The following is a 21,738-nucleotide window of genomic DNA, read 5'->3' on the forward strand; positions in this document are numbered from 1 at the left end:
CGCAGTGACCACGCGAAACGCGCGCGTCTCTTCGGCATTTCCGTGGTACGCTCGGTTTGCTTGGGCATCGAGGTCAATAAAGGCGCCAAGGTCGGCTTGATGACCGTCGCGCTCGCGGCTGCGGCGTGGGGCGCGTATCGCTTCATCTCGCCGGATGCGGGCACCGAGAACGGTTATCGCGTCTGGGCATATTTGCCCGACGTGACCGGCGTCGCGCCTCACTCGCGCGTGATGATCCAGGGCATCCAGGTCGGCACGGTCGACCGCATCTGGCTCGACGGCGGCAAAGCGCGTGTCGACATCAAGATGTTCCCGACGGCCCCGCTTTACGACGATGCCGCCATTGGCAAGCGCGCGACGAGCCTGATCGGCGAATACTACATCGTGCTGGCGCCCGGGACGGAAGGCACGCCGCGCATCCCGGATCGCGGGCAGATCACGCACTACATCGAAGAACCCTCGATCCAGTCCTTGCAGGGGCAGGTTTCGGAGATCCTGAAGGACGTCAAAACGGTGACCGAGTCCTTGAAGGGCACCGTCGGCAGCGACACGGGCAAGGATCAGCTCGAAAAGATCCTGAAAAACCTCGCCGAGGTGACCGAGGCGCTGAACGAGACCGTCAAAGAGAACCGCACGGCGGTCCGTGACACGATCAACAACATCAACACGATCACGCAGAACTCGCAGCCGAACATCAACGCGATCCTCGACAACCTGCGGCAGGTGACGGGCGACGTCCGCAAGATGACGAGCGCGCCCGGCGAGAACGGCAAAGGGGGCGAGCTCCGGAACGCGGCGACGCGCATCGACAAGGCGACGAGCTCGCTCGAGAGCGCGCTCGCCCATGCGGACAACGTCGCGGCGCGGATCGATCGGGGCGAGGGCACGCTCGGCAAGCTCTCGAAGGACGAGACGCTCATCAACGAGGTCGAGAGCGCCGTCGGCGACGTCGGCGACCTCGTCGGCGGCATGGGCCGGCTGCAGACCATTGTCGGCCTGCGGACCGATTACAACTTCCTCGCGAACACCATCAAGAGCTACGTCGAGCTGCGCCTCCAGCCGTCCGAGGACAAGTATTACCTCATCGAGCTCGTCAACGACCCGCGCGGCCTCACCACGTTCGAGCAGATCGACGTGGACACGACAAACCCGAACGACCCGCCGCATTACCGCGAGGTCCGCACGGTCACGACGAACGCCTTCCGCTTCTCGTTCCAGTTCGCCAAGCGATTTGGCCCCTTCACGGGCCGCTTTGGCATCAAGGAGTCGACCGGCGGCATCGGCCTCGACTTGCACCTGCTCGACGATCGATTCGAGCTCCGCCAGGACCTCTTCGGCTTCGGCGAGCAGGTCTCGCCGCGCTGGAGGGTCGCGCTCGCGTACGAGTTCATCCGCAAACTGTGGCTCCTCGGCGGCGTGGACGACATCTTGAACGCCGACCGGCGTGATTACTTCATCGGCCTTCAGCTCCGCTTCAACGACAAGGACCTGAAGACGATCCTCCCCTTCGCGCCGCCCGTGTTTTGACGTCCCGCGCGCGGGTGCGGAGCCCGCGCCGCACCGAACTCTCCGCACGTCGCCCCCGCGGCGACTCCTCCGCAGCCGATTTCCCGCGAAAATCGCGGATATGTCGCGCGAACGGGCTCGGCACGGTGCGTGCAATTCCTCCTCGCGAGCGCCGAGACAAGGCGCTGTCCCAAGGAGCCAGCCATGACGTACGTCCCCTCGTTCTTCCGCCCCCTCGCCGTCGCTCTTTGCCTCGCTTTCGCCGCCGCACCCACGGTCGCTTTCGCGGGTGAGGGCAGCGCCCCGGCCGGCGCCAAGGCCAAGGACGAGGCCGGCAAGAAGCCACGCATCGCCTTCCCGATCCCGGCCGAGCAGTTCACGAAGCACGTGGAGAAGCGCATCGAGAAGGCCCGCGGACGCATGGAGAGCCACATGAAGGAGAAGAACCTCCCCGAGGCCGACCGCGCCGCGCGCCGCAAGGCCTTCGACGCGAGCGCGACCGAGGTCCGCGCCGCCGTCAAGCGCGCCGCGCAGGACGGCACCGTCACGAAGGACGAGGCCCAGGAGGTGCGCAAGCTCGCGAAGGGCCTCAAGCAGGGCGGCCACGACAAGAAAAAGGGCCGTCACCACGACAAGAAGCCCGGAAAAGCGGCCTGATCCATCGCCCGCCCGCCTCGACCGGAGGCCCCCGCTGTACTACTGAACAACCGAACCCTGTTCACTCCGGTCGAGGCGCCTCGAAGAACGTATCCCATCCAACGTAGCGCCTGTTCGTCCCCTTGGAACTGCAGGCGTTTTTCCGCAGTGGATCCTGTGCCGAACCTGGATCGCGCGCCGGTTGACATGAACTGAAACTTCGTTCAGTATCCGGTCCAGGTCGCGCCTCGCCCGGACGTGCTGCTCGGGCGTGCTCGCGCGCCAGGGAAGTCGTCATGGCTCCGCCCAGCGCCAGTCATCGTGTCGTTTGCCTCGGGGTGCCCGGCGTTTCGCAGCTCGGGTGCGAAGAGACCAATGCGCTCGACGTGTTTCGCCTGTTCACGGGGGCGCTCGGGCCCACGGGCACCGTCGCGACGTGCCTCGTGGGCGAGGACGCCACGAAAAAGGCCGTCAACGGCGCATTTGATGCGGCGTCCCGCGAGAGCACACCGTTCTTCGTGGTGTATTTCTCCGGCCGGGCCACGGACAAGGGGCTTCACGTCGCGGATGGGTGCATTGGCGTCGAGGCGCTCGCTCGCCATTTCGAGCGCGTGCCCGCGCCGTCCGTGCTTTTCGTCCTCGATCTCGTGGTGGGGGCCGTCTCCGATGACGACGTCGTGCCGAAATGGGTCGAGGCGGTGGCGAGGGCGCGCAAAGGCCTGCGGGTCGCGGCGGCGCGGGCGACGCGGATCGGCGTCGGGACCGAGGGGGAGGGACGCGCGCGTTTCACCGGGGCCCTGCTCGAAGCGCTGCAGACGTCCGACGGGGATCTGGAGTTTCAGGGTGCGAAGTACATTTCGGATATGCGGGCGCTCGACGAGTCGCAGGCGATTTTGCAGCGACGGTGGCATGCGACCCACGTCCCCGTCCGCATGGGACCATTCGGGGATTTTCCACTCGCGCGGTGCCAGGGCGCCGCGGGCGTCGGCAAAGGAAGCATCCTCGGCGTCGCGGCGGGGACGCGCCTCTCTGCGACCGTGCGTTATTCGATCGAAGGGCGCGCCCACGTGCCGACGACGCTGCATTACGCGCTCGAGGATACGAGCCACGAGGTGCTCGGGGAGGGCGACGTCGTCGTGATTGCCGACGGCGACGTCCACGTGGGCCGCCAACGTATTCGCTTGCCCTCGCGCGTGCTCGCCCACCACACCGTGTGGGGGCCGACGCTCGACCTCGGCGAACGCGTGCACGTCCGCTGGCGCGTTTCGATGCGGGATGCTCGGGGCCGCACGCTCGATCGGAAGGTCTTCGGCCACGAATACGCGGCGCTGCCGAAGTCGTCCCGGCGCTCGCGCGGCTGAGCGGCGCGGCGGCCGGCCGGCGACGAAGCGTCGCGCGCTGTGCTACAAGCCGTCCGATGCCTCGCGCGCTTCCCAGCACGGCTCTCATCGTGTCCCTCGTCCTCGGAGCCACCGTGGCCGCGTGTCAGGGGTGCCGGACGCCTCCTGCCGTCACGGCCGAGGAGGACGCGGTCCCTGCGCAGCCGACGGTACGCCTTTACCTCCTGAGCACGGTCGCCGGCGCGATCGAGCCGTGTGGTTGCACGAAGGATCAGCTCGGAGGCGTCGATCACCTGGCGGCGTTCCTCCGCGCGGAGTCGGCCGCCGTGCCTGCGAGCCTGGTGCTCGGCGCGGGCCCGATGCTCTTCGGCGAGCCGACGCTCCGGCCCGAGGAGGTGACGCAGCAGTCGTGGAAGGCGGAGACGCTCGCGGCGGCGGCGAAAGAGCTTGGGCTCGTGGCGTGGGCGCCGGGCTTGAACGACTGGGCGGCGGGCGGCGAGGCGCTCACGAAGTACGTGTCGGCCGCGGGATCGGCGCTGCTCGCGGGGAACGTGGACGGCGTGCCCGGCGTGACGGGCGTCGTGGTGCGCGAGGTGTCGGGCGTGAAGGTGGGGATCATCGGCGTGGCCGAGCCGCGGGATCGCGCGGGGAAGCTCCCCGACGGAATCAGCACGAAGCCCGCGGTCGACGCGATGAAGGCGGGGGTCGCGGAGGCGAAAAAGCAGGGCGCGCGCGTGCTCGTGGGGCTCGCGGCGATCCCGCGCGGCGAGGCGCTGCGGCTCGCGGACGCGATTCCCGAGCTCGCGGTGCTGGTGCTCGGCAAACCGCAGGAGACCGACCACAACAACGACGCGCCGAAGCCGCCGATGCGCGTGGGCTCGACGCTCGTCGTGGAGACCTCGAACCACCTGCAAACGGTGGGCGTCGTGGATCTTTACGTGCGGGCGCGGGATTCGGAGGTCCTCGCGTTCGCGGATGCGAGCGGCATCGAGCGGGCCGAGGAACTCGTCTCGCTCGCGGGCCGCATTCGTGACCTCGAGACGCGCATTCAATCGTGGGAAAAGGGCGGCAAGGTGAAGGCCGAGGATCTCGCCGCGCGCAAATCCGACCTCGAAAAGCTGCGCGCCGAGCGGGCGAAGCTCGAAGAGCCGATGCCTTCGCCGAAGGGCAGCTTCTTCCGGTACAAGCTCGTCGAGGTGCGCGAAAAGCTCGGCGCTGACCCGACGATGGCGACGAAGCTCGTCGATTACTACAAGCGCGTGAACGAGCACAACCGCACGGCGTTCGCCGACCGCAAGCCCGTGGCCGCGGCGGCGGGGAAGGCGACCTTCATCGGCATCGAGGCGTGCACGGTTTGCCACGACGAGGAGCGCAAGGTCTACGACGGGACGGCGCACGCGAAGGCGTACGCGACGCTGCAGAAGGATTTCAAGGAGTTCAACCTCGACTGCGTGAGCTGCCACGTCACGGGTTACGACAAACCCGGCGGCTCGACGGTCACGTTCGTGGACAAGCTCAAGGACGTGCAATGCGAGGAGTGCCACGGCCCGGGGTCGCTCCACGCGAGGAAGCCGGATGCGGAGGGGCTCATCATCCTGAAGCCCGATCCGCAATCGTGCGTCTCGCAATGCCATCACCCGCCGCACGTCGAGAACTTCGACCCGGTGGCGAAGATGGAGCTCGTGCTCGGGCCGGGGCACGGCAAGTAGCATTCCGGCGCGCGGCCTGCGCGGCTGCGAGGGACCGCTCACCGCGACCGTGCTCGAGACCCAGGTCACCTCGCGCCACCGCGAGTTCGATCGGACGCCTCGCCGCCTGGGTCGGCGACGCTGTTCTCGACCTCTCCCCACAGGATCTCGCCGCCTGGATTGCCGTGACGAACGGCCATTGACGGCCGGGCGCCCTTCGCACCCCCCTTATCCTTTCCATCGCGGCCGCGGCATTCCCAGCATCTCCGCGGCGCGGGTCTGGTTCCCTCCGTAGGGCCCGAGCGCCTCGTCGATCCGACGACGCTCGATCGCCAGGTTTGCCCCTGTATTCAGCCGCGCGCGGACAACCCTGCGTTCATCATGACCCGCGTCGCATTGCCGTCCCCCTCGTCGATGCCCGGCTGGGCGCGGAGCACGACGCGGTCGCGGAAGCGGTACGTGCACTCGATCGACGAGAGGCCTGCTACGTCGAGGCGTTCTTCCAGCTCGGGGAGCTGAAGCCTGCGCACGGGCCCGTCGAGGCCGCCGCGAGCCCAGGGCGCGCCGAGCGTCTCGACGAGGAACAAGGTCCCGTTCGGCGCGAGCATGGCCGCGAGCTCTTCGAGCGCGCGATCGAGCCACGCGAGCCCGTCGCGGAGTGTCCCGCCGCGCAGCTCCATGATGGGCATGAGCACGCTGCCCACCGTGGCGACCGTGGCGAGCGGCGTGATGGCGAGCCCCCCTTCGCCGAGCCCCTGCGCGATCGACTTGATGCGTGTCGAGGAGCGCGTCAGGGCTTCCGCGAGCGACCGCTCGGCGCGGATGATCTTCTGGATGTTCGGCTCGACCAGCGTGATGCGGCCGAGCTCGGGGTACGCCGCGGCGATGAGGCGCGTCAGCTTGCCCGTACCGGCGCCGACGTCGACGAGGTGGTCGTCGGCGTCGAGCGGCGGGAGCGAAAGCACGAGCTCGCGGTAGTGCTCGGGCTCCCGCTCGGGCCCGGCCGTGAAGGTGGTGTCGTGCAGGTCGTACCAGTCGGGGTGCTCCCACGGGGGCAACATGCCCCGAGCTTATCGCGGCGCCGCCGTCCGCGCCACGCGCCGCCCGGCCGGCCCCGGGGGGCTGCGCGTCCGCTTCGGGCAGGTTCGGCCGGACGTACCCAGGGTTTGCCCTGGGACACACCCGTTGAAAAAAAACCGACCCGGGACAAACGTCGAGGTTGTCAAACGTGGTCGCGGAGCCTATAGTTTGCCTCGGAACAATGTTCGTCTGGACAATCGATGGCGAGACACACTGCGCGGGATTCGACGAGACCGGCGCGCTCTTCGGAGGCGCCGGTGCGCTCGTGTTCGGGGGGCTTCTCGCGGTGCTCCTCTCCCTGCCTTCGGCCTGGGTCCTCGGGGGGCTCGGGATCGTCGTCACGTTGTGCGTGGGCTGCCGGTATTCGATCCGGATCGGGCCGGACGGCATTCGCTTGACGCTCTACCGCTTCTGGCTCGTCCCCGTCCACCGGCGACATTCCTTGCTCGACGCGAACATCGACCTTCATCAAGACCTCGACGTGGCGGAGCTCCGGGGGCTCGTCATTCGCGAGCTGTACGCCGATCCCGGCTTCGACAACGAGTCTGACGTGTTCGGGCCTCGGTTCGGCCAGACGCGCCTCGTTCGTCTGCACGCGAGGCTCGTGGACGCGCTCGAAGCCATGCGCGCGGCCGCGGCGAGCGTGCCCGTGCCGCCCGAGCTCCGCAACTTCAGGCTCGGCCCGCAGATGGGCGCGTTCGACCTCGTCCGAGCGATTCGCGACGACCGAGGCCGCCTTCGACGGGTCCGATCCGTCTCCCCCGTCTACGTCGGCGAGGTCGAGGTCCCGCCGGGGTCGATGTTCCATTTCAATGAAGACCGCTTCCTCGATCCACGCCGCGAAGACCGGCTGCACGAGGTGGTGCTCGGCGGGCCGATTCCGCTGCTCGGAAAGACGATCCGCCCGGGGGCGAGCCTCGTCTTCACGCCCTCGGGGCGTTTGTCGAGCTTGCGCGGCGCCTTCGAATCGGAGGTGGAGATCGACGGGACCTGGGTGAACGGGCGCGACGTGCTGTCGTTCAATGAAGAGGGCGAGCTCATGGGCTTCACGCTGGCGAAGGACGGGCGCGCCGCCGGCCGTCGTTTTCCCGTGGGTAGCCGGTTTCAATGCTGGCCCGGCGACGCTCTCTTGCCCACGCGCTGGACCGTACGCCTCGGAGGTCCCCTCGAATTGCCCGACATCACGCTGCGCGCCGGGGAGTGGATCGAGCTCTCGGACGACATCTCCCGGATCACGGCCATCTGGCCGCGTTACGACGTGAAGGCCTACAGGCTCGTGGTGCGGGCCGGCATCGTGCCGATTCCGCTCCGCAAGGACGGTCGTATCGATCTGGCTGGCTGCTTGAAGAGCGGAATCTTGCGGCCCCGCGGGGAGGCCGAGGCGCAACGAGGCTGCTGACCTCAGGCCTTCGGCATCGGCGGCGTCGGCACGAAGAAGCCTTCGAATTCGTCCCAGCCTTCACGCGGACCGGGGAACCCGAGCACGGCGAGCGTCCGCCGCGCCGGCTCGACGACCCCGGGCGGCAATTGCTCCTCGATGGGAGCACCCCCCGGCAGCGCGTCGCAGATCTCCTCGACGAGCGTCGCCGCCTCGATCACGCGGCCGACGTCGCCCGAGAGCGAGCCGTTCCGAGACCGGATCCCTTCTGCCGTGCGCACGAACGCGCGGAGCGTCTCCGTCGCCGAGGCGAGCGCTTCGGGGCTGGCCGATCGGACGGAGGCGAACACGCGGGGCGCCGCGAACATGAAGAGGAGGTTCATGCACTGGGACATCGCATGCGCGACCTCGGCCGCGCGGCTGGCGCTCGCATTCATGGGGGGACATGGTACCACGGACTTTCGGCGTCGGAAAAGCCCTTCGCCGCCTACAGCACAGCCACGACGAGGCGCGCCCGCCGCTCCGTCCACAATGGAGAATGACCGTACGATCACTCCGCCGACGAGGAGAAAACTCGTTTGGCCGGGTCAATCGTGACGTTGTGGAGCCTGCTTTTCGGCGGGATGACGGCGCGCGACGCCCAGGCGGGCGCCCAAAAAGCCGAAGAGCGCGCCCAGCCCGCCGAGCACGACGAGCAGCGCGGCCCAGATCGGGGCGCCGGGGCCCGGCGTGGGCGCCGCCGCTGCGAGCGCCCACGCGAGGGCGGCCGCGACGAATCCGCCCACCGCGCCCTCCTTCGGCCCCGCCTTGCCGCCGAACCGACCCACGAGAAATCCACCCGCGAGCGTGGCGATCAAAAACCCCACGAGCTGCAGGCCGATGAACGCGAGCTGCGCCGAGAGCGGCACCGCGAGTTTTGCGTCCGCCGGCGCGGGGACGCCGAGCTCGGCTTGATCGACGAGCCGCGCGCCGAGCTTCGCCGCGATCGCCGCGAGCGGCAGCCAGACCAGGAACGTCGCGACCGCGCCGATCCCGGACCAGTGCCACGGCGGCCGATCCTCGGCGTCCGGCTCGTCCGGCGGCGGGCCCGCCTGCACGAGCGGCAGGCGTCGTTTCTTGTCTTCCGCGCTCACCCTAGCTCGGCTTGCGCCAGCGCGCGCGGGCCTCGTCCTGTATGCGGAGCAGCCGGCGCTGCTCCTGGATGAAGCTGCCGTAGGCGCGCGGGACACGCGAGTCCTTGGCGAGCGCGTAGAGCACGCGCAGCGCGGCCTCGGCGTCGTCGGTGGCGCGGTGCGCGTTGACGAGCTCGATGCCGAGCAGCGCGGCCATGTCGCCGAGCGCGCGGCTGCCCTCGTGCTTGTAGAGCTCACGCGCGAACGTGAGCGGATCGATCCAGTCGACCTCACGGCGCATCGCGGGCGGAGGGTTCTCCGGGCGAACCGAGGCGCGCTCGAGTTCGGCGAGCATGAAGCCGCGGTCGAAGACGGCGTTGTACGCGGCGGGGATCGCGCCCGCGAGCGTCGCGAGGATCTCGTTTGCGACCTCGGCGAACGCGGGCTTTCCGGCGACGTCCTCGTCGCGGATGCCGTGCACCGCGGTGGACTCGGCGGGGATCGGGCGGCCGGGGTTCACGAGCCAGCTATGGCGCGCGATCACGTCGCCGCGCAGGCCGATGACGACGGCGACCTCGACGAGCCGATCCTGCGCGGCGTTGCGACCCGTGGTCTCGACGTCGAGGAACGCGATCGGGAGATCGATCCACGGCGCGCTCGCGTCGAGCTCGGAGGCGACGCCGACGGCGCGCACCTTGAGCAGATGCGCGATGCCGGGGTAGTGCCTCCCGGTCGGGAAACAGCCGCAGGGATCGGCGACCTTCATTTCTTCGCGGGACCCGTCGCGGGAGCCGCCGAGCTAGCCGCGGGGATCGCGGAGCCGGCGGCAGGCACCGCCGAACCCGCCGCGGGGATCGCCGAACCTGCTGCGGGCGCGGCCGAACCTGCTACGGGGATCGCCGAACCTCCGGGCTTCGCGGGCGCCGGGGCCGGCTTGATGCCCGCGAGCTCGAGGTCGAGCTTGATCCACTCCTCGAGGTCTCCGTAGAGGTCCGTGAGTTTGCCGAGCTCCACCTCACGGCCGTTGATGAAGACCGTGGGCGTGCCCTGGAGACCCACGCCGTCGGCTTGCTTCTTGTCCTTCTCGATGCGCCCGCTCGTGTCGTCCGAGTTCATCTCCACGCGGAACTTCGCGACGTCGAGCTCGAGCTTCTTCGCGTACCGTTCGAGGTCCGACTGCTCCAGCCGATCCTGGTTGTCGAAGAGGAGATGGTGCATCTCCCAGAACTTGCCCTGCTTGAACGCCGCGTTCGCCGCGCGCGCGGAAATCTCTCCGTGGGGATGGCTGCCCAGCGGGTAGAACTTGTAGACGGCGCGGACCTGGCCCGGGAACCGCTTCACGAGGTCGTCGACCACCGGGTAAAACGCGCGGCACGCGGGGCACTCGAAGTCCGCCCACTCCACGATCGTCACGGGCGCGTCGGGAGGACCAAGCTCGGGGGAGCCGTCGGTCACCAGCGTGCGGACCTTCTTCGGATCAAAACGAGCCGTGTACGCTTCCTCGCGCTCTTGCTTGCTGCGCCCGGCTTGCACCTGTTTCAGGAGAAACTGCGCCGCGGGAAAACACGCCTTGCAGGGCCGCTTCTCCTGGATGCACTGGCTGATCGGGACCGGCGTCTCCGCGCAAGGGGCGAGCAGCGTCGAGACCTGCGCCGTCCAATCGCGCCGCTCCCGCGGCGTGAGCTGGCCGAGCTCGATCCCCGCGACGCTCGGATCCGGCGTCGCGGAGGGGGCGGGTTTCGGTTCACTCCGGTCGGACGAACCATGACAGGCGCCGCCGCTCCCGAGGAGAGCCAAGAGGAGAGGCGACCATCGCAGTAGGGCCATCGCGGCGCGAGCTTAGTCGGACCGTTCGTCAGGCGCTAGCCCCGTAGCCCCTTGGGCGAACTGGGTGTAGCGTGTGCGCGTGCGGAGCATCTGCTATCGGTTTCCCGACCCTCGGCAGTTCGAGCAGATGATCGGTTCGGCCGGGGATTCCGAGCTCGAGCTCGGGCTTCCTTCCGGCGAATCGGTGGAAGACGGCGAGTGGGTGCTCGCCATCTTCGACGTCGGTCCGGAGAGACGGGCCACGTCCGCGGCGGCGCGCGCCACGATCGGCCTCGAGGGTCCTCTCCTCGCGTTCGAACCTCGCGATTGGCGCAGGCTCGCGGACTTCGCGGCGATCGAGGCGTTCCATCGCCCCTCGTCGCGGCCGCCGGCGCGCGCCTCGCAGCCCGACATCGAGCTGCCGCCGAGCCTGCCGCGCTCGTGGCCGCCGCGCGCCGGCGAAGGCGCGCAGATCCTCGTCGTCGACGACGACCCCGACATTCGCGACGTCGTGAGCGCGATGCTCGAAGCCGTGGGCCTCGTCGTCACGACCCGCACGAGCGCGGAGGAAGCGCTCGAGACCGTGCAGCGCGAGAACTTCGATCTGCTCGTGCTCGACTGGAACCTGCCGAAGATGACGGGCATCGAGCTCTGCCGGATGATCCGGCGCGACCTCAACGTCACGCTGCCGGTCCTGTTCTTGACGGCGAACGCTTCGAGCCAGGACATGGTCGAAGCGTTCGCGAGCGGCGCCGACGACTACGTCGTCAAGCCCTTCCGCGCTCCCGAGCTTGGCGCGCGCATCTTCAGCTTGCTGCGCCGGACTGTAGTTCGAGGAGCGTGATCTCCGCGGGCGCGCCCACGCGCATCGGCGGGCCCCAGTAGCCCGTCCCGCGGCTCACGTAGATCTGCGTCTCGCCGAGGCGATCGAGCCCCGCGACGAAGGGCTGCTGCAGCCGCACGAACATCGTCGCGGGGAAGATCTGCCCGCCGTGCGTGTGGCCGCTGATCTGCAGGCCCACGCCGTGCGCGGCGGCCTCGAAGATCTGGCGCGGCTGGTGCGCGAGCAGCACGAGCTCGCGGTTCGGATCACGGCCCGCCACGGCCTTCGCCATGTCGGGGCCGTGCCCCTTCACGTACGAGCCGCCCGTCCAGTCGTCGACGCCCGCGAGGTCGAAGCTCGCCGCGCCCTCGCCGATCGACACGTGCTCGTTGCGCAGCACGCGCACGCCGATGCGGCCGAGCTCCTCCATCCATGCCTCCACGCCCGAGTAGTACTCGTGGTTGCCCGTGACGAAGTAGACGCCGTGCTTCGCGCGCAGATCCCCGAGCGGCGCGACGTGCTCGCGCAGCGCCTCGACCGAGCCGTCCACGAGGTCGCCCGTGATGACGACGACGTGCGGGTCGAGCGCGTTCACGCGGCCGACGATCTCCGCGAGCCACGCGCGCCCGATCGTCGGGCCCACGTGTACGTCCGTGAGCTGCACGATGCGCAGGCCCGAAAGCTCCTGCGGCAACCTGCGCAGCGCGACGTTCACCTTGCGCACCGCGACCTCGCCGAGCGCCTCCGCCGCGCCCGAGCCCGCGAGGCCGAACGTGATCACGCCGGCCGAACCGGCGATCGTGCGCGAGAGGAACTTGCGCCGCGCCTCGTCGAGCGGGCGCGAGGCGAGCTTCGAGAGCGCGTGCACCGCGGCGCGCATCGGCTCGCTGACGAGCAGCGTCGAGACGAGCAGCGCGGCCACGCCCATCCACGTGTACACGACGAACGAGACGAGCGCGCCCGCCGAGCGCGGCAAGAGCCGCACGAGGAACATCGACACGGGCAGCGCGACGCCGAGCGCGACGAGCAAGCGCTTCCCCCAGGTCTGCACGCGCTGGTGCAGCGCCGGCGCGCGCAGCAGGCGGTGCCAGAGGTAGTAGTGGATCGCGCCCACGAGCAGGGCGAAGACGACGAGGAAGATCGCGTACTGGAGGAGGGAGCGCTGCACGCGCGGCAGGATGCCACGCGTCTTTGCGCGGCGCTCCGTCCGGCCCGCTCGATCACACTACTTCACACAGACGCCGATCCCGTCGGGGTAGCTGTTCGCGCCGCCCTGGCAGAACATGCCCTCGGGGCAGTCGTTGCCGCCCGTGTGGCAGAGCGCGAGGCACTTCTTGAAGGCGGCCACGCAGAGGTAGCCCGCGGCGCACGGGCAGGCGCCGTCGAGCCCGCTCGCGCCCGGCGCCACGCAGCTCGTCGTGCCGTCCTCGCGCACGATCGTGCACGTCAGGCCCTCGGGGCACGACGTGTCGTCGAGCAGCGTGCACTCCGTCGCGGGGATGCACACGGGGATGGAGAGCGGCGTGGCGTTCATCGTGTCGTCCGCCATCGGCGCGGGCGCGCAGTACGTGTCCTCGGGACACGCCTCGACCGCGCCGCAGCAGTAGGGCCTGCACGAGCCCACGCTCGACCCGGTGAGCGCGCAGCCGAGCCCCGGCGCGCAGTCGCTCCCCTTCGTGCACGGGTCGCCGGCCTGGAAGGTGCCCGGCGTCAAACACTGGGCTGACGCGCCGTTCGGGGTCGGCACGATTTGACACGCCACCTGCGGCGTGCCGTCAGGGTTCATCGCGACGCCGCAGCCGAGCGCGCTCTCGCTCGACATGCACCCCGCGCCGCAGAGGTGCGTGTACGACGTGTTGCCGTCGGGCGGCGGGTTCGGCGGGGGAAAGTCGATGCCGCCGCCTCCGGTGTTCCCGCCCGTCCCGCCGACGCCGTCGCTCGTCGTCGGCCCTGTTGCTTCGCTGCCGCCGGAGGACCCGGAGTCGTAGTTCACCTCGTTCGAACGCTCATAACTGGCGTCGACCTGGAGGCTACACGCGACGCCGAGGACAGACGTGGCCACGAGGAAAGAGAGGAGGTGAAGGGAGTGGGGGGAGCGCTTCGTAGAGGCCATGGCAAGGAGGGGTGCGAGCGCGGGAAGGAATGCCCGAGGTTATCACCACCCCTCATTCACGTCCCGTGCCGCGGCCTCTCCACGCACGGGATCGACGCGTCAGGATCCCGCCTCCCGCCCGCGGATGCAGCACGAACGCCCCGCGGGGCACAGAGGAGGTGGGAGGCTTCGGCGTCGAGATATGACGCCCGTGTCGTGGCGCGAGGTCGAGGCACAGCACCCGGCTCTTCCCGCTCCGTCGACAGGCGCGGGAAGAGCGTCAGGGCGTCGTCGGGTTACTTCGCTTCGACGTCGCGCGTGACCAGGTTGCCGGCGCTGTCGTAGGCGCGGACGGCCACGATGTGCGCCCCGGGCGGCACGATCGACGCGATGTCGACCTCGAAGGCCTCGGCGGGCTCGTCGAGGACGCCGTCGCTCGGGAAGAGCGGGCGCCACTCGTCGGAGCCGGCGATCGAGACCTCGATGCGGGCGATGGGGCCGAGGCCGTCGACGACCTCGCCCTTCAGCTTGCGGCCTTGGATGGCGAGCGCCTTGTAGACGGGCGGCGTGTTGTCGACGAGGACCGTGGCCGATTCGAGCGAGTGCTTCTGCACGCGGTCGGGCGGGTTCGAAAGCTCGTCCGTCGCCTCGACGAGGATGCGGTAGGGGCCCTCGGGCAGGCCCGTCGTGTCCCAGTCGAGCTCGGGCCGCGTGAGCTTCTCGCCCGGCTTCTGCACGCTGCGCCACGTGTTCTGGCCTTCGAGGCGGTACGAGACGCGGTAGCGCAGGTCGTCTTGATCAGGGTTGTCGACGCGCCACGAGAGCTTGACCGAGCTCGACGGCCGCGGCGACTCGCCGCCCGAGGCGACGATGCCCATCTTGGCGCTCTTGCTGCCGCTGTTCTTCGCCGTCGCGTCGATCGAGGTGATCACCGCGCGCGCGTTGTCCGTGACGAAGTAGAGCGTGACCTCGCGCAGCACCGCCTTCGGGTCGCGGCCCCACCGCGCGCGGATCTGCACGTAGCGGCCCGGCGGGCTCTGCACGTCGCCGGGCGCGCCGAGGCCTGAAGACCACGCGCTCCACGTCGCGTCGGGCGTCTCGGTGTTGCCGCTGCGCGTGGACAGCTCGAGCTGACCTTCCGAGCGCCACGCGAGACGACCAAACGTCGCGCGCAGGCCTGCGTCGAGCACCTTGCTCGTCCACACCGCGTCGGCGCCGCCCGTTCCCTTGATCTCGCGGAACACCACGGGGTCGGTCGTCGCGAGGAAGCGCTGCTTGCCGCTCACCACGACGGCGCCGATCTGGCGCTCGTCCGTGTCGGCGACGAGGCTCGCGACGTGCGCGTCGTCGACCGTGTAGAGCCGCCCCTCGGCGCCCGTGCCCACGTACGGCGCGCCGCTCTCGTCGATCGCGAGCGAGACGTAGTGCGTGTCGTTGTCGGTGAGGAGCTGCTCGGCGATGCCGTCCTTGCCGAAGCGGTAGAGCATGCCCTTGCCGGGCTTCGCGGGCCGCGTCGACTGCGGGCCGGCCGAGCTCGTGCGGTTGCGCTTCGGCGGCGCGAAGCTCTCGCCCATCTTGTTCGCCACCACGAACATCGCGCCGTTCTTGCCGAACGCGATCGCCTTCACCTCGTCGGCGTCGAAGTCGTACGCGACCGTCGCGCGACCCGGGCCCGTGATCTTGTAGAGCAGGCCCTTGCCGTTCGAGCCCGCGTAGACCGTGCCGTCGTCGGCGACCGCGAGCGAGACGATGTGCGCCTCGTCGCTGTCGAAATGCACCTGCGCCTTGCCGGCTTGATCGACGCGGAAGACCTTCCCCTCGGGCCCCGTCGCCGCGTAGAGCGACTTCGACTTCGCGTCGTACGCGAGGGCCCACACGTCCTCCGCGCCCGGCAGATCGCCGAACGCCGCCGCGGGGCCGCCGTTGCCGCCGCCCGCGGGCAATCGATAGAGCTTGCCGTCGGGGAACGTCCCCGCGATGACGTCGCCGTTCCAGGCGAGGACGAGCGAGCTCACGGCCATCGCGCCCGTCGTCGCGACGAGCGTCGCCTTGCCGCCGGAGACCTTGAAGATCTTGCCGTCGCTGCCGGTGCCGAGCAGCACCGAGCCGTCGGGCAGCACGACCGAGCTCCACACGCTGCTCGCGTCCTGCACGGGGATCGAGCCGAGCGTGAGGCCCGCGCGCACGTTGCCGTTCGAGTCGACGCTCACGCCCGTCAGATCGCCGCCCTTCAGCTCGTCGATCGTGTCGAGCTGGAAGGTGCGGGTGCCGACGGCGGAGGCCGTCTTCGCGGGAACGACGGCGGCGGCGAGGACGAGCGCGCCGATGCCGAGGCGCGCGAGCTTTCCAGGAGAGAGGGATGTCATGCGTGGGGCTTTCTTCGGACGGCGAGAGATGATGGGCTTCAGAGGGGATGGGGGTGAGGGGGTCAGCGCAGGACGTTGCGGACCTTCACGCGCACGACGTCGCGACCGATCAGGAACTGCTTCAGCGGCACGGCGGTCTGCACCTGCGCGACGAACACCTCGGCCGAGTCGGAGTCGACGCTCGATCGGAGCGTGTCGAGCGCGCCGGCGGGCAGGCGCGAGGCGAGCTTGCCCTTGTAGGCGGCGCCGTTCTCGCGCAGCCGGAACGAGGCCACGATGCTCTCCGGATCGAAGGTCTGGTTCGGCAGGTTCGCCACGAGCTGCGCGACGTTCTCGGGCGAGGGCAGCGGGCGCTCCACCTCGTAGCCGGGGGCGAGCTCGATCTCGACCTCGCGGCCCGCGAGCTCCGTGGGCACGTCGACCTCGATGATCTTCGTCTCGGTCTTGCCCTGGTAGCGCTGCAATTCGAGCTGGATGTGCACCTTCGCGCCCGCGTCGATCTCCGGTTCGAGGATCTTCGCGCCGCGCAAGGTCACGACATCCCGCTCGTAGGAGACCTTGACCTCGGTCTCGATGCCTTCGATCGACACCGGCTCCCAGGGGTTGTTCATGAGCGAGCCGACCGCGCGCACGAGGCGGCCGCGCACGAAGTCCTCGGCGCCGGGCGGATTGCCGCTGCCGGCGCCGAAGTCCGTGAGCGTGATGGTTCCCCAGCGACCGATCTTCAGCTTGCTCGTGGCGCGGTAGGTGAGGTCGTTGCGCTCGGAGGCCGAGGTCTCGAACGCGTTGCCGATCGCCATCGCGACGAACGTGGGCGAGAGGAATTGATCCTGCGCGACCTCCAGGTTCCACGTCGGGTGCGGGACGCCGCCGGGCGCGGTGATCGTGACCTTCATCGGGAAGACGGGCGCCTTCACGCCCGCGTCGACGACGATCGCGGCCTGACGATCGTTGACGAGCGCGCCGACGGAGCGCACGGACTCGCCGATCTTGAAGCTCCGGTTCTGGCTCGCCATGATCCAGTGCACGCGCGCGACGGCCGTGGGCAATGCCTCGATGCCGCCGCCGAGCATGGGATGACCAAAGGCGACGAGCTTGTCGCCGCTCACGCGCGTGACCGTGCCGAGGCCCATCGCGGAGATGTCGCCACGGATCAACTCGACGCCGATCGCGCCGCCATCGACGAACTTCGTGGGCGCGTCGGCCGGGGGCTTCGTCGACGTGCCGCCGCCCGCCTGGAGCGGCTCCATCCCCATCGGCCCGAGCAGGTTCTGCGCGATCTTGAGCGACGATCCCGCGAGCCCGCCGAGCATGATGGGCGTCGAGGCGCGGGCGAGCGCGCTGCCCTCGGGCGGCGCGAGCAGGCTCGCCGCGCGGGACGCGAGCTGCGTCGCGTGTCCTTGGAGGTCATAACTTTCCGGCGCGCCGTGGAACGCGCGGGCGTGTTTGTCGCGCTTGACGCGGCCGTCGTCGTCGACAGAAGGCAGGGGGCCCTTGCCGGGGATGGGCATGATTGCCTTCGGCATCGGGCGGGCGAGCTCTTCGAGCATCGACTTGATGGGCGTGACGCCGGCGATGGGCTCGACGCCGAAGAGCCATCCGTAGGCGTAGGCGCCGATCATCTTGCCATTGAGGTAGATGGGGCTCCCGCTCATGCCGCCGACGGTGCGGGCGACGTCGAGGCGCGGGTGGTTCGGCGTCTTGATCAGGATGAGATCCTGGTTGGGCCGGAAATTCCTGAGCGTGGAGATGACCTCCACGTCGAAGCGCTCGGGGTTCGTCCCGGAGAACACGGTGAGCCCGTAGCCCTTCATGCCGGGCTTGACCTCGGAGAGCGGCAACGTGTCGGGCGGGTCCGTGACGGCCTCGGCGACGCCGACGCCCACGAGGGCGCTCGTGATCACGCCGAGGGCGAGGCCTGCGGGCACGACGCGGGAGCCGGGGAGTCTGTCGAGGAGGGAAGATCGAGGAGAGGCGGGGCGATCTGTGTCGCGGACGGGGAGGAGGCTTCTCGGCACGGGCAGAGCTTAGCGTGAAAATGGAGCGGGGACAGAGCCGCGAAGGTGGATCGATCGTGGGGATCGCGGCGGGTTCGTGGGAAAGGACGCGGGGAGACTGCGAAGTCGAGGCGAGTCGGCTCTGCCCGCGCTAGGCTCGGGCGCGTGTCCGGCAAGGACGTTGCCGTCGTCGTCCTCCTGATCGTGGGGTTCGCCTCGTTCGTGACCACGCATGTGTGGCTCGCGGGCAGGCTGATTCTCCACGGATCGTCCCGCCTGCGCGGGCTGCTCGCGCTCGTCGTGCCGCCGCTCGCGCCGATCTGGGGATATCGGCAAGGCTTCCGAAAAGGCGCCGTGTTGTGGGTGGCCACGCTCGTCACGTACGTGGCGGCGCGGGTCGTCGCGTATCTCGCGTGAGCGGGTGAGCGAGCGGATCGACTAACGCGTGAGCGGCTCGGGTGCCTCTTTGACGTGGCGCTCCCAGACGAGCTTGTTCGCGCCTTCGGCGACCCATCGATCCCGCACCTTCTTGGCGGCGTCGCGGTGCTCGGTGGCGACGACGGCGAAACCCTGGACGAGGCAGGTGCCCGGGAAGGACGGGTAGGCGGCGATGGCGCCGACGTAATCGTCGCGGCCGAGCAAGCTGTCGAGCCTGCCTTCGACGAGGTCGACGACCATGGGCCGGATCTCGGCGCCGACGCTTTGTGTCATGCGGACGCGTTGACGCTCGCCGATCCGGACGCCGTTCGCGTCGGCGATGGGCGTGGCCATATCGATGAACTTGGCGAGACAAGCCTCGGGCTCGTTCGGGCCTTCGATGGTCGTGTACCAGATGGAGGCGACGGCGTAGTGGTCATCGCCGTACCGATAGGAGGCGCGTGTGGGGTGGCCGAAGATGCGGACCCTGCGCCAGTTTTTCCAGTCGACGAGGGGAACGTGGAGGGTGTTCCAGAAGTCGCGGCGAAAGCCCCAGGGCTCGGCGCCGAGCCGGGCGAGGGCGGCGCTCTCGGGATCGTCGGCGTCCCCGCCCGGGTTTTCGCGGGTGACGGTCTTGGGCGTCGGGGGCGCGCCGGCGGGCTGCGTGTTCGTCTGCGAGGCGCATCCCTCGGCAGCGAGGAGAAGTGCAAGAAGAGGAAGCAAACGCGACATCGACATGGCGAGCCCCTCGGGGTGAACGAGCCTCAAGGCTAGCAGGTAGACGGAGGGCGCGTGCAGAGCACGCAGGGGCGCGGGCAGGATCGTGGGGCCTCGGGGTGGAGGTCGGGGAACTCGTGGACAAAGTCGGCGACCTCGTGGTGGAGGTCGTGGGACCTCCTGGACGAAGTCGCCGACCTCGTGGACGAAGTCAGCGACCTCGTGGTGGAGGTCGTGGGACCTCGTGGACGAAGTCAGCGACCTCGTGGACGAAGTCAGCGACCTCGTGGACGAAGTCAGCGACCTCGTGGACGAAGTCAGCAACCTCCTGGACGAAGTCAGCGACCTCGTGGTGGAGGTTGGAGAGCTCGTGTCGGAGGTCGAGGGACCTCCTGGACGAAGTCGGCGACCTCGTGGTGGAGGTCGTGGGACCTCCTGGTGGAGGTCGGAGAGTTCGTGATCGAGGTCGTGGACCTTGGGGTCGAGGTCAGGCGGGTTCGCCGATGGCGTTCGCGAAGGCACTCGCGCTCGTGGCGGTGGCGGCGAGGATGAGCCAGCGATCGAGCGTCTCGATGTCGGTGCACGTCGCAATGCGCGCGCGCGTCAGAGGCGGAACGACCAGGCCGCGAGCGAGGAGGACCCGTTCGATCGACGTGACACGACCACGTGTTTCCCCACGCGTCTCGCCGCGCGCTTCGCCTCGCTTCTCCACCCACTCGTCCGTGTAACGCGACACCTCGCGTTGATCGAAGAACGCGGTCACGGGCAGCGTCGTGAGCCCGTACTTGTCGAGCGCGGGGATCATCGGGACCTCCGCGCCGGGGCGGTAGACGACGGACGCGACGCCGCGGCGCAGGACCTCGACCTCGTGCCGCTCGGCGTGGACGATCCACACCTCGGGCCAGTCGTGTTCGAGGTAAAGCTTCACCTTCTCTTCGAGGTACTTCTTCGACTGCGTGCCGCGGATCTCGACCGCGAGCACCGGCGTGCCGCGATAGGCATCGTTTCGCGGGGCGGCGAGGTCGCTGACGACGACGACGTCGGGCGCGCGGAGCGAGGGGCCCTGCTCGTCGGTCAGGTCGCAGTAGATGTCGGCGAGGACCGTGTGTCCCTCCCGGGCATGCACGCGGAACAAGGCCGCGAGCAGGGCCATGACAATGGAGTCGGTGGCCTCGCCTCTCATTTGTTCCACCAGCTCGCCTCGGTGAAGCTCCCAGGGGCTACCGTCGTAGCAGTCGTCCGGGGTGCCGAGCCGAAGGCCGTTCGGTCCGAAGTCGCGGAGCTCGATCGGGCCGGTCCTGCGGGGAGGGCGGGTCGGTCGTGCGTCCATGGGGGGGACGTAGCACGAGCGGCCGGATCGCGACGTACGAGGGGACCGGACGTATCGGTCGGCCAGGGCGGAGGGCCGGCTCCGCGAAGGAGCGCTACCGCTCGCCGCGGGTGCGTCGCCGAAGGTCGGTGTGTTAGCGTCGCAAGAACGAGTTTTTCCGCCCGCATGAGCACCGATAGCGCCCCAAAGAGCCCCGCCGGTGCCTCGCCCGAGCCGAAGGCGCCTGAGCTGGGGGACGTCGTCGCGGGCAAGTACCGCGTCGAGCGCGTGATCGGAAAAGGCGGCATGGGGCTCGTGGTCGAGGCCCAGCACACGACGCTGCCTCAGCGCGTCGCCATCAAGATCCTCCTGCCCGAAGCGGCCAAGCAGGACGACGCCGTGGAGCGATTTCTGCGCGAGGCCCGCGCCGCCGTGTCGATCCAGAGCGAGCACGTCGCGCGCGTGATGGACCTCGGCACACTCGCGTCCGGCTTGCCGTACATGGTGATGGAGCTGCTCACGGGGGCCGATCTGCAAGAGATCGTGCGGCAGCGCGGGCCCTTGCCCATCGCGCAGGCCGTCGACGCGCTGCTGCAAGCCTCCGAGGCCATCGCCGAGGCGCACGTGCTCGGCATCATCCATCGCGACCTCAAGCCCGCGAACATCTTCGTCACCACGCGCCCCGATGGATCACCGCTCGTGAAGGTGCTCGATTTCGGCCTCGCCAAGGCGACGAGGGGCGGCGCGCTCTACACGAGCCTCACCGCGGCGAACGTGATCATCGGCTCGCCGTTCTACATGTCGCCCGAGCAGATCCGCGGGCTCAAAGGGCTCGACGCGCGCACCGACATCTGGGCCCTCGGCGTCATCCTGTATCAGATCCTCACCGGCAAGCGGCCCTTCGAGGCGGACGCGACGCACGCGCTTTTCCTGATGATCGGCGGCGATCCGCCCGCCCCGCCGCGCTGGCAGAGGCCCGAGATCCCCGCGGGGCTCGAGGCCGTCGTGCTGCAATGCCTCGAAAAAAAGCCGAGCGATCGCCCGCCGTCGGTCGCCGATCTCGCGCGGCTCTTGCTCCCGTTCGCCTCCGAGGAGGGGCGCATTTCGGTGGAGCGCATTCATCGCCTGCAAGGCGTCGCGCCGCCCGAGCGTCCGCCCTCGATCGTCGAGGGGACCGAAAAGGGCAGAGCCCTGGAGCAGGCCGCGAGGCAAGCCTTCGGCGAGGTCTCGATGTCGGACCAGGCGACGACGTTGCGACAACCAGCCAAAGCGCCTCCAGCCGAGGCGCCGAGCGCGCAGAATGGCGCCACCGTGGTGATCCCGAGGCCCGCGCCGATGCCCCCCGCGTCGATCGTCGAAGCGCCGACGTCGCGCTCGCGTGGCCTCGCCGTCGCCGTCGCGGCCGTGATCGTGGTCCTCGTCGTGATCGCCGCGGTGCTCGCCCTGCGCGCGTGGTGATAGCGTCGACGGG

General features: G+C 69.5%; 20 protein-coding genes. 8 read left to right on the top strand and 12 right to left on the bottom strand.

The window, feature by feature from the left end; translation table 11 throughout:
• Window positions 1–60: 60 nt before the first annotated feature.
• The 4 genes from QHF89_RS14200 to QHF89_RS14215 all read left to right on the top strand — a co-directional run bounded on the left by QHF89_RS14200 (window position 61) and on the right by QHF89_RS14215 (window position 5,191).
• On the top strand, window positions 61–1,527 hold the full coding sequence (locus QHF89_RS14200) for an MlaD family protein (RefSeq protein WP_284720467.1): 1,467 nt from the start codon (window positions 61–63) through the stop codon (window positions 1,525–1,527).
• Window positions 1,528–1,710: 183 nt separating this feature from the next.
• On the top strand, window positions 1,711–2,163 hold the full coding sequence (locus QHF89_RS14205; RefSeq protein ID WP_136928810.1) for a hypothetical protein: 453 nt from the start codon (window positions 1,711–1,713) through the stop codon (window positions 2,161–2,163).
• Window positions 2,164–2,438: 275 nt separating this feature from the next.
• Window positions 2,439–3,503 carry a hypothetical protein gene (locus QHF89_RS14210; RefSeq protein WP_136966750.1) on the top strand — a complete coding sequence of 355 codons (1,065 nt, stop codon included), beginning with the start codon at window positions 2,439–2,441 and terminating at the stop codon, window positions 3,501–3,503.
• A gap of 56 nt (window positions 3,504–3,559) precedes the next feature.
• Window positions 3,560–5,191 carry a multiheme c-type cytochrome gene (locus QHF89_RS14215; protein WP_136966751.1) on the top strand — a complete coding sequence of 544 codons (1,632 nt, stop codon included), beginning with the start codon at window positions 3,560–3,562 and terminating at the stop codon, window positions 5,189–5,191.
• 207 nt (window positions 5,192–5,398) lie between these two features.
• Here QHF89_RS14215 and QHF89_RS50180 read toward each other — a convergent pair whose 3' ends face one another.
• Both QHF89_RS50180 and QHF89_RS14220 read right to left on the bottom strand, forming a co-directional pair.
• Window positions 5,399–5,635 carry a helix-turn-helix domain-containing protein gene (locus QHF89_RS50180; RefSeq protein WP_425440842.1) on the bottom strand — a complete coding sequence of 79 codons (237 nt, stop codon included), beginning with the start codon at window positions 5,633–5,635 and terminating at the stop codon, window positions 5,399–5,401.
• A complete protein-coding gene (locus QHF89_RS14220; protein ID WP_284720468.1) occupies window positions 5,521–6,231 on the bottom strand; it encodes a small ribosomal subunit Rsm22 family protein in 711 nt (236 codons plus the stop codon). The genes QHF89_RS50180 and QHF89_RS14220 overlap by 115 nt, the downstream gene beginning before the upstream one ends.
• A 200-nt stretch (window positions 6,232–6,431) precedes the next feature.
• Here QHF89_RS14220 and QHF89_RS14225 point away from each other — a divergent pair, with 200 nt between their 5' ends.
• Window positions 6,432–7,649, top strand: coding sequence for a hypothetical protein (locus QHF89_RS14225; protein ID WP_284720469.1), 1,218 nt, complete (start codon window positions 6,432–6,434; stop codon window positions 7,647–7,649).
• Window positions 7,650–7,651: 2 nt separating this feature from the next.
• On the opposite strand, the gene QHF89_RS14230 is transcribed toward QHF89_RS14225, so the two are convergent.
• The 4 genes from QHF89_RS14230 to QHF89_RS14245 all read right to left on the bottom strand — a co-directional run bounded on the left by QHF89_RS14230 (window position 7,652) and on the right by QHF89_RS14245 (window position 10,567).
• The gene (locus QHF89_RS14230; protein WP_136966752.1) at window positions 7,652–8,065 is read right to left on the bottom strand and encodes a hypothetical protein; all 414 of its coding nucleotides are present in this window, start codon (window positions 8,063–8,065) and stop codon (window positions 7,652–7,654) included.
• A 150-nt stretch (window positions 8,066–8,215) separates the two neighbouring features.
• Window positions 8,216–8,761, bottom strand: a complete 546-nt coding sequence (locus tag QHF89_RS14235; protein ID WP_136966753.1) for a hypothetical protein — start codon at window positions 8,759–8,761, stop codon at window positions 8,216–8,218.
• 1 nt (window position 8,762) lies between these two features.
• Complete coding sequence (locus QHF89_RS14240; RefSeq protein WP_136966754.1) at window positions 8,763–9,506, bottom strand: 3'-5' exonuclease; 744 nt, start codon at window positions 9,504–9,506, stop codon at window positions 8,763–8,765.
• On the bottom strand, window positions 9,503–10,567 hold the full coding sequence (locus tag QHF89_RS14245; protein ID WP_136966755.1) for a DsbA family protein: 1,065 nt from the start codon (window positions 10,565–10,567) through the stop codon (window positions 9,503–9,505). Before QHF89_RS14245 ends, QHF89_RS14240 begins: the two co-directional genes overlap by 4 nt.
• Window positions 10,568–10,646: 79 nt before the next feature.
• On the opposite strand from QHF89_RS14245, the gene QHF89_RS14250 reads away from it, so the two are divergent.
• A complete protein-coding gene (locus QHF89_RS14250) occupies window positions 10,647–11,390 on the top strand; it encodes a response regulator transcription factor (RefSeq protein ID WP_136966756.1) in 744 nt (247 codons plus the stop codon).
• Here the strand turns inward: QHF89_RS14250 and QHF89_RS14255 are convergent.
• From QHF89_RS14255 to QHF89_RS14270, 4 genes are all read right to left on the bottom strand, one after another.
• Window positions 11,353–12,537: a metallophosphoesterase gene (locus tag QHF89_RS14255; protein ID WP_136966757.1), complete on the bottom strand. Its 1,185-nt coding sequence runs from the start codon at window positions 12,535–12,537 to the stop codon at window positions 11,353–11,355. The two genes, QHF89_RS14250 and QHF89_RS14255, sit on opposite strands and share 38 nt — an antisense overlap.
• Window positions 12,538–12,594: 57 nt before the next feature.
• Window positions 12,595–13,431, bottom strand: coding sequence for a hypothetical protein (locus tag QHF89_RS14260; RefSeq protein WP_136966758.1), 837 nt, complete (start codon window positions 13,429–13,431; stop codon window positions 12,595–12,597).
• Window positions 13,432–13,757: 326 nt separating this feature from the next.
• Window positions 13,758–15,827, bottom strand: a complete 2,070-nt coding sequence (locus QHF89_RS14265; RefSeq protein WP_136966759.1) for a fibronectin type III domain-containing protein — start codon at window positions 15,825–15,827, stop codon at window positions 13,758–13,760.
• A 62-nt stretch (window positions 15,828–15,889) separates the two neighbouring features.
• Window positions 15,890–17,755 carry a SpoIVB peptidase S55 domain-containing protein gene (locus QHF89_RS14270; RefSeq protein WP_284720470.1) on the bottom strand — a complete coding sequence of 622 codons (1,866 nt, stop codon included), beginning with the start codon at window positions 17,753–17,755 and terminating at the stop codon, window positions 15,890–15,892.
• A 234-nt stretch (window positions 17,756–17,989) separates the two neighbouring features.
• Between QHF89_RS14270 and QHF89_RS14275 the strand changes: the two genes are divergently transcribed.
• A complete protein-coding gene (locus QHF89_RS14275; RefSeq protein WP_136966760.1) occupies window positions 17,990–18,241 on the top strand; it encodes a hypothetical protein in 252 nt (83 codons plus the stop codon).
• Between the two features lie 21 nt (window positions 18,242–18,262).
• On the opposite strand, the gene QHF89_RS14280 is transcribed toward QHF89_RS14275, so the two are convergent.
• On the bottom strand, window positions 18,263–19,009 hold the full coding sequence (locus tag QHF89_RS14280) for a hypothetical protein (protein WP_284720471.1): 747 nt from the start codon (window positions 19,007–19,009) through the stop codon (window positions 18,263–18,265).
• A 436-nt stretch (window positions 19,010–19,445) separates the two neighbouring features.
• Window positions 19,446–20,288, bottom strand: a complete 843-nt coding sequence (locus QHF89_RS14285) for a Uma2 family endonuclease (protein WP_136966762.1) — start codon at window positions 20,286–20,288, stop codon at window positions 19,446–19,448.
• A gap of 165 nt (window positions 20,289–20,453) precedes the next feature.
• Here QHF89_RS14285 and QHF89_RS14290 point away from each other — a divergent pair, with 165 nt between their 5' ends.
• Window positions 20,454–21,725, top strand: coding sequence for a serine/threonine-protein kinase (locus QHF89_RS14290; RefSeq protein WP_136966763.1), 1,272 nt, complete (start codon window positions 20,454–20,456; stop codon window positions 21,723–21,725).
• Window positions 21,726–21,738: the final 13 nt, after the last annotated feature.

Source organism: Polyangium sorediatum (assembly GCF_029946465.1).
GTDB classification, from domain to species: Bacteria; Myxococcota_A; Polyangia; order Polyangiales; family Polyangiaceae; genus Polyangium; species Polyangium fumosum.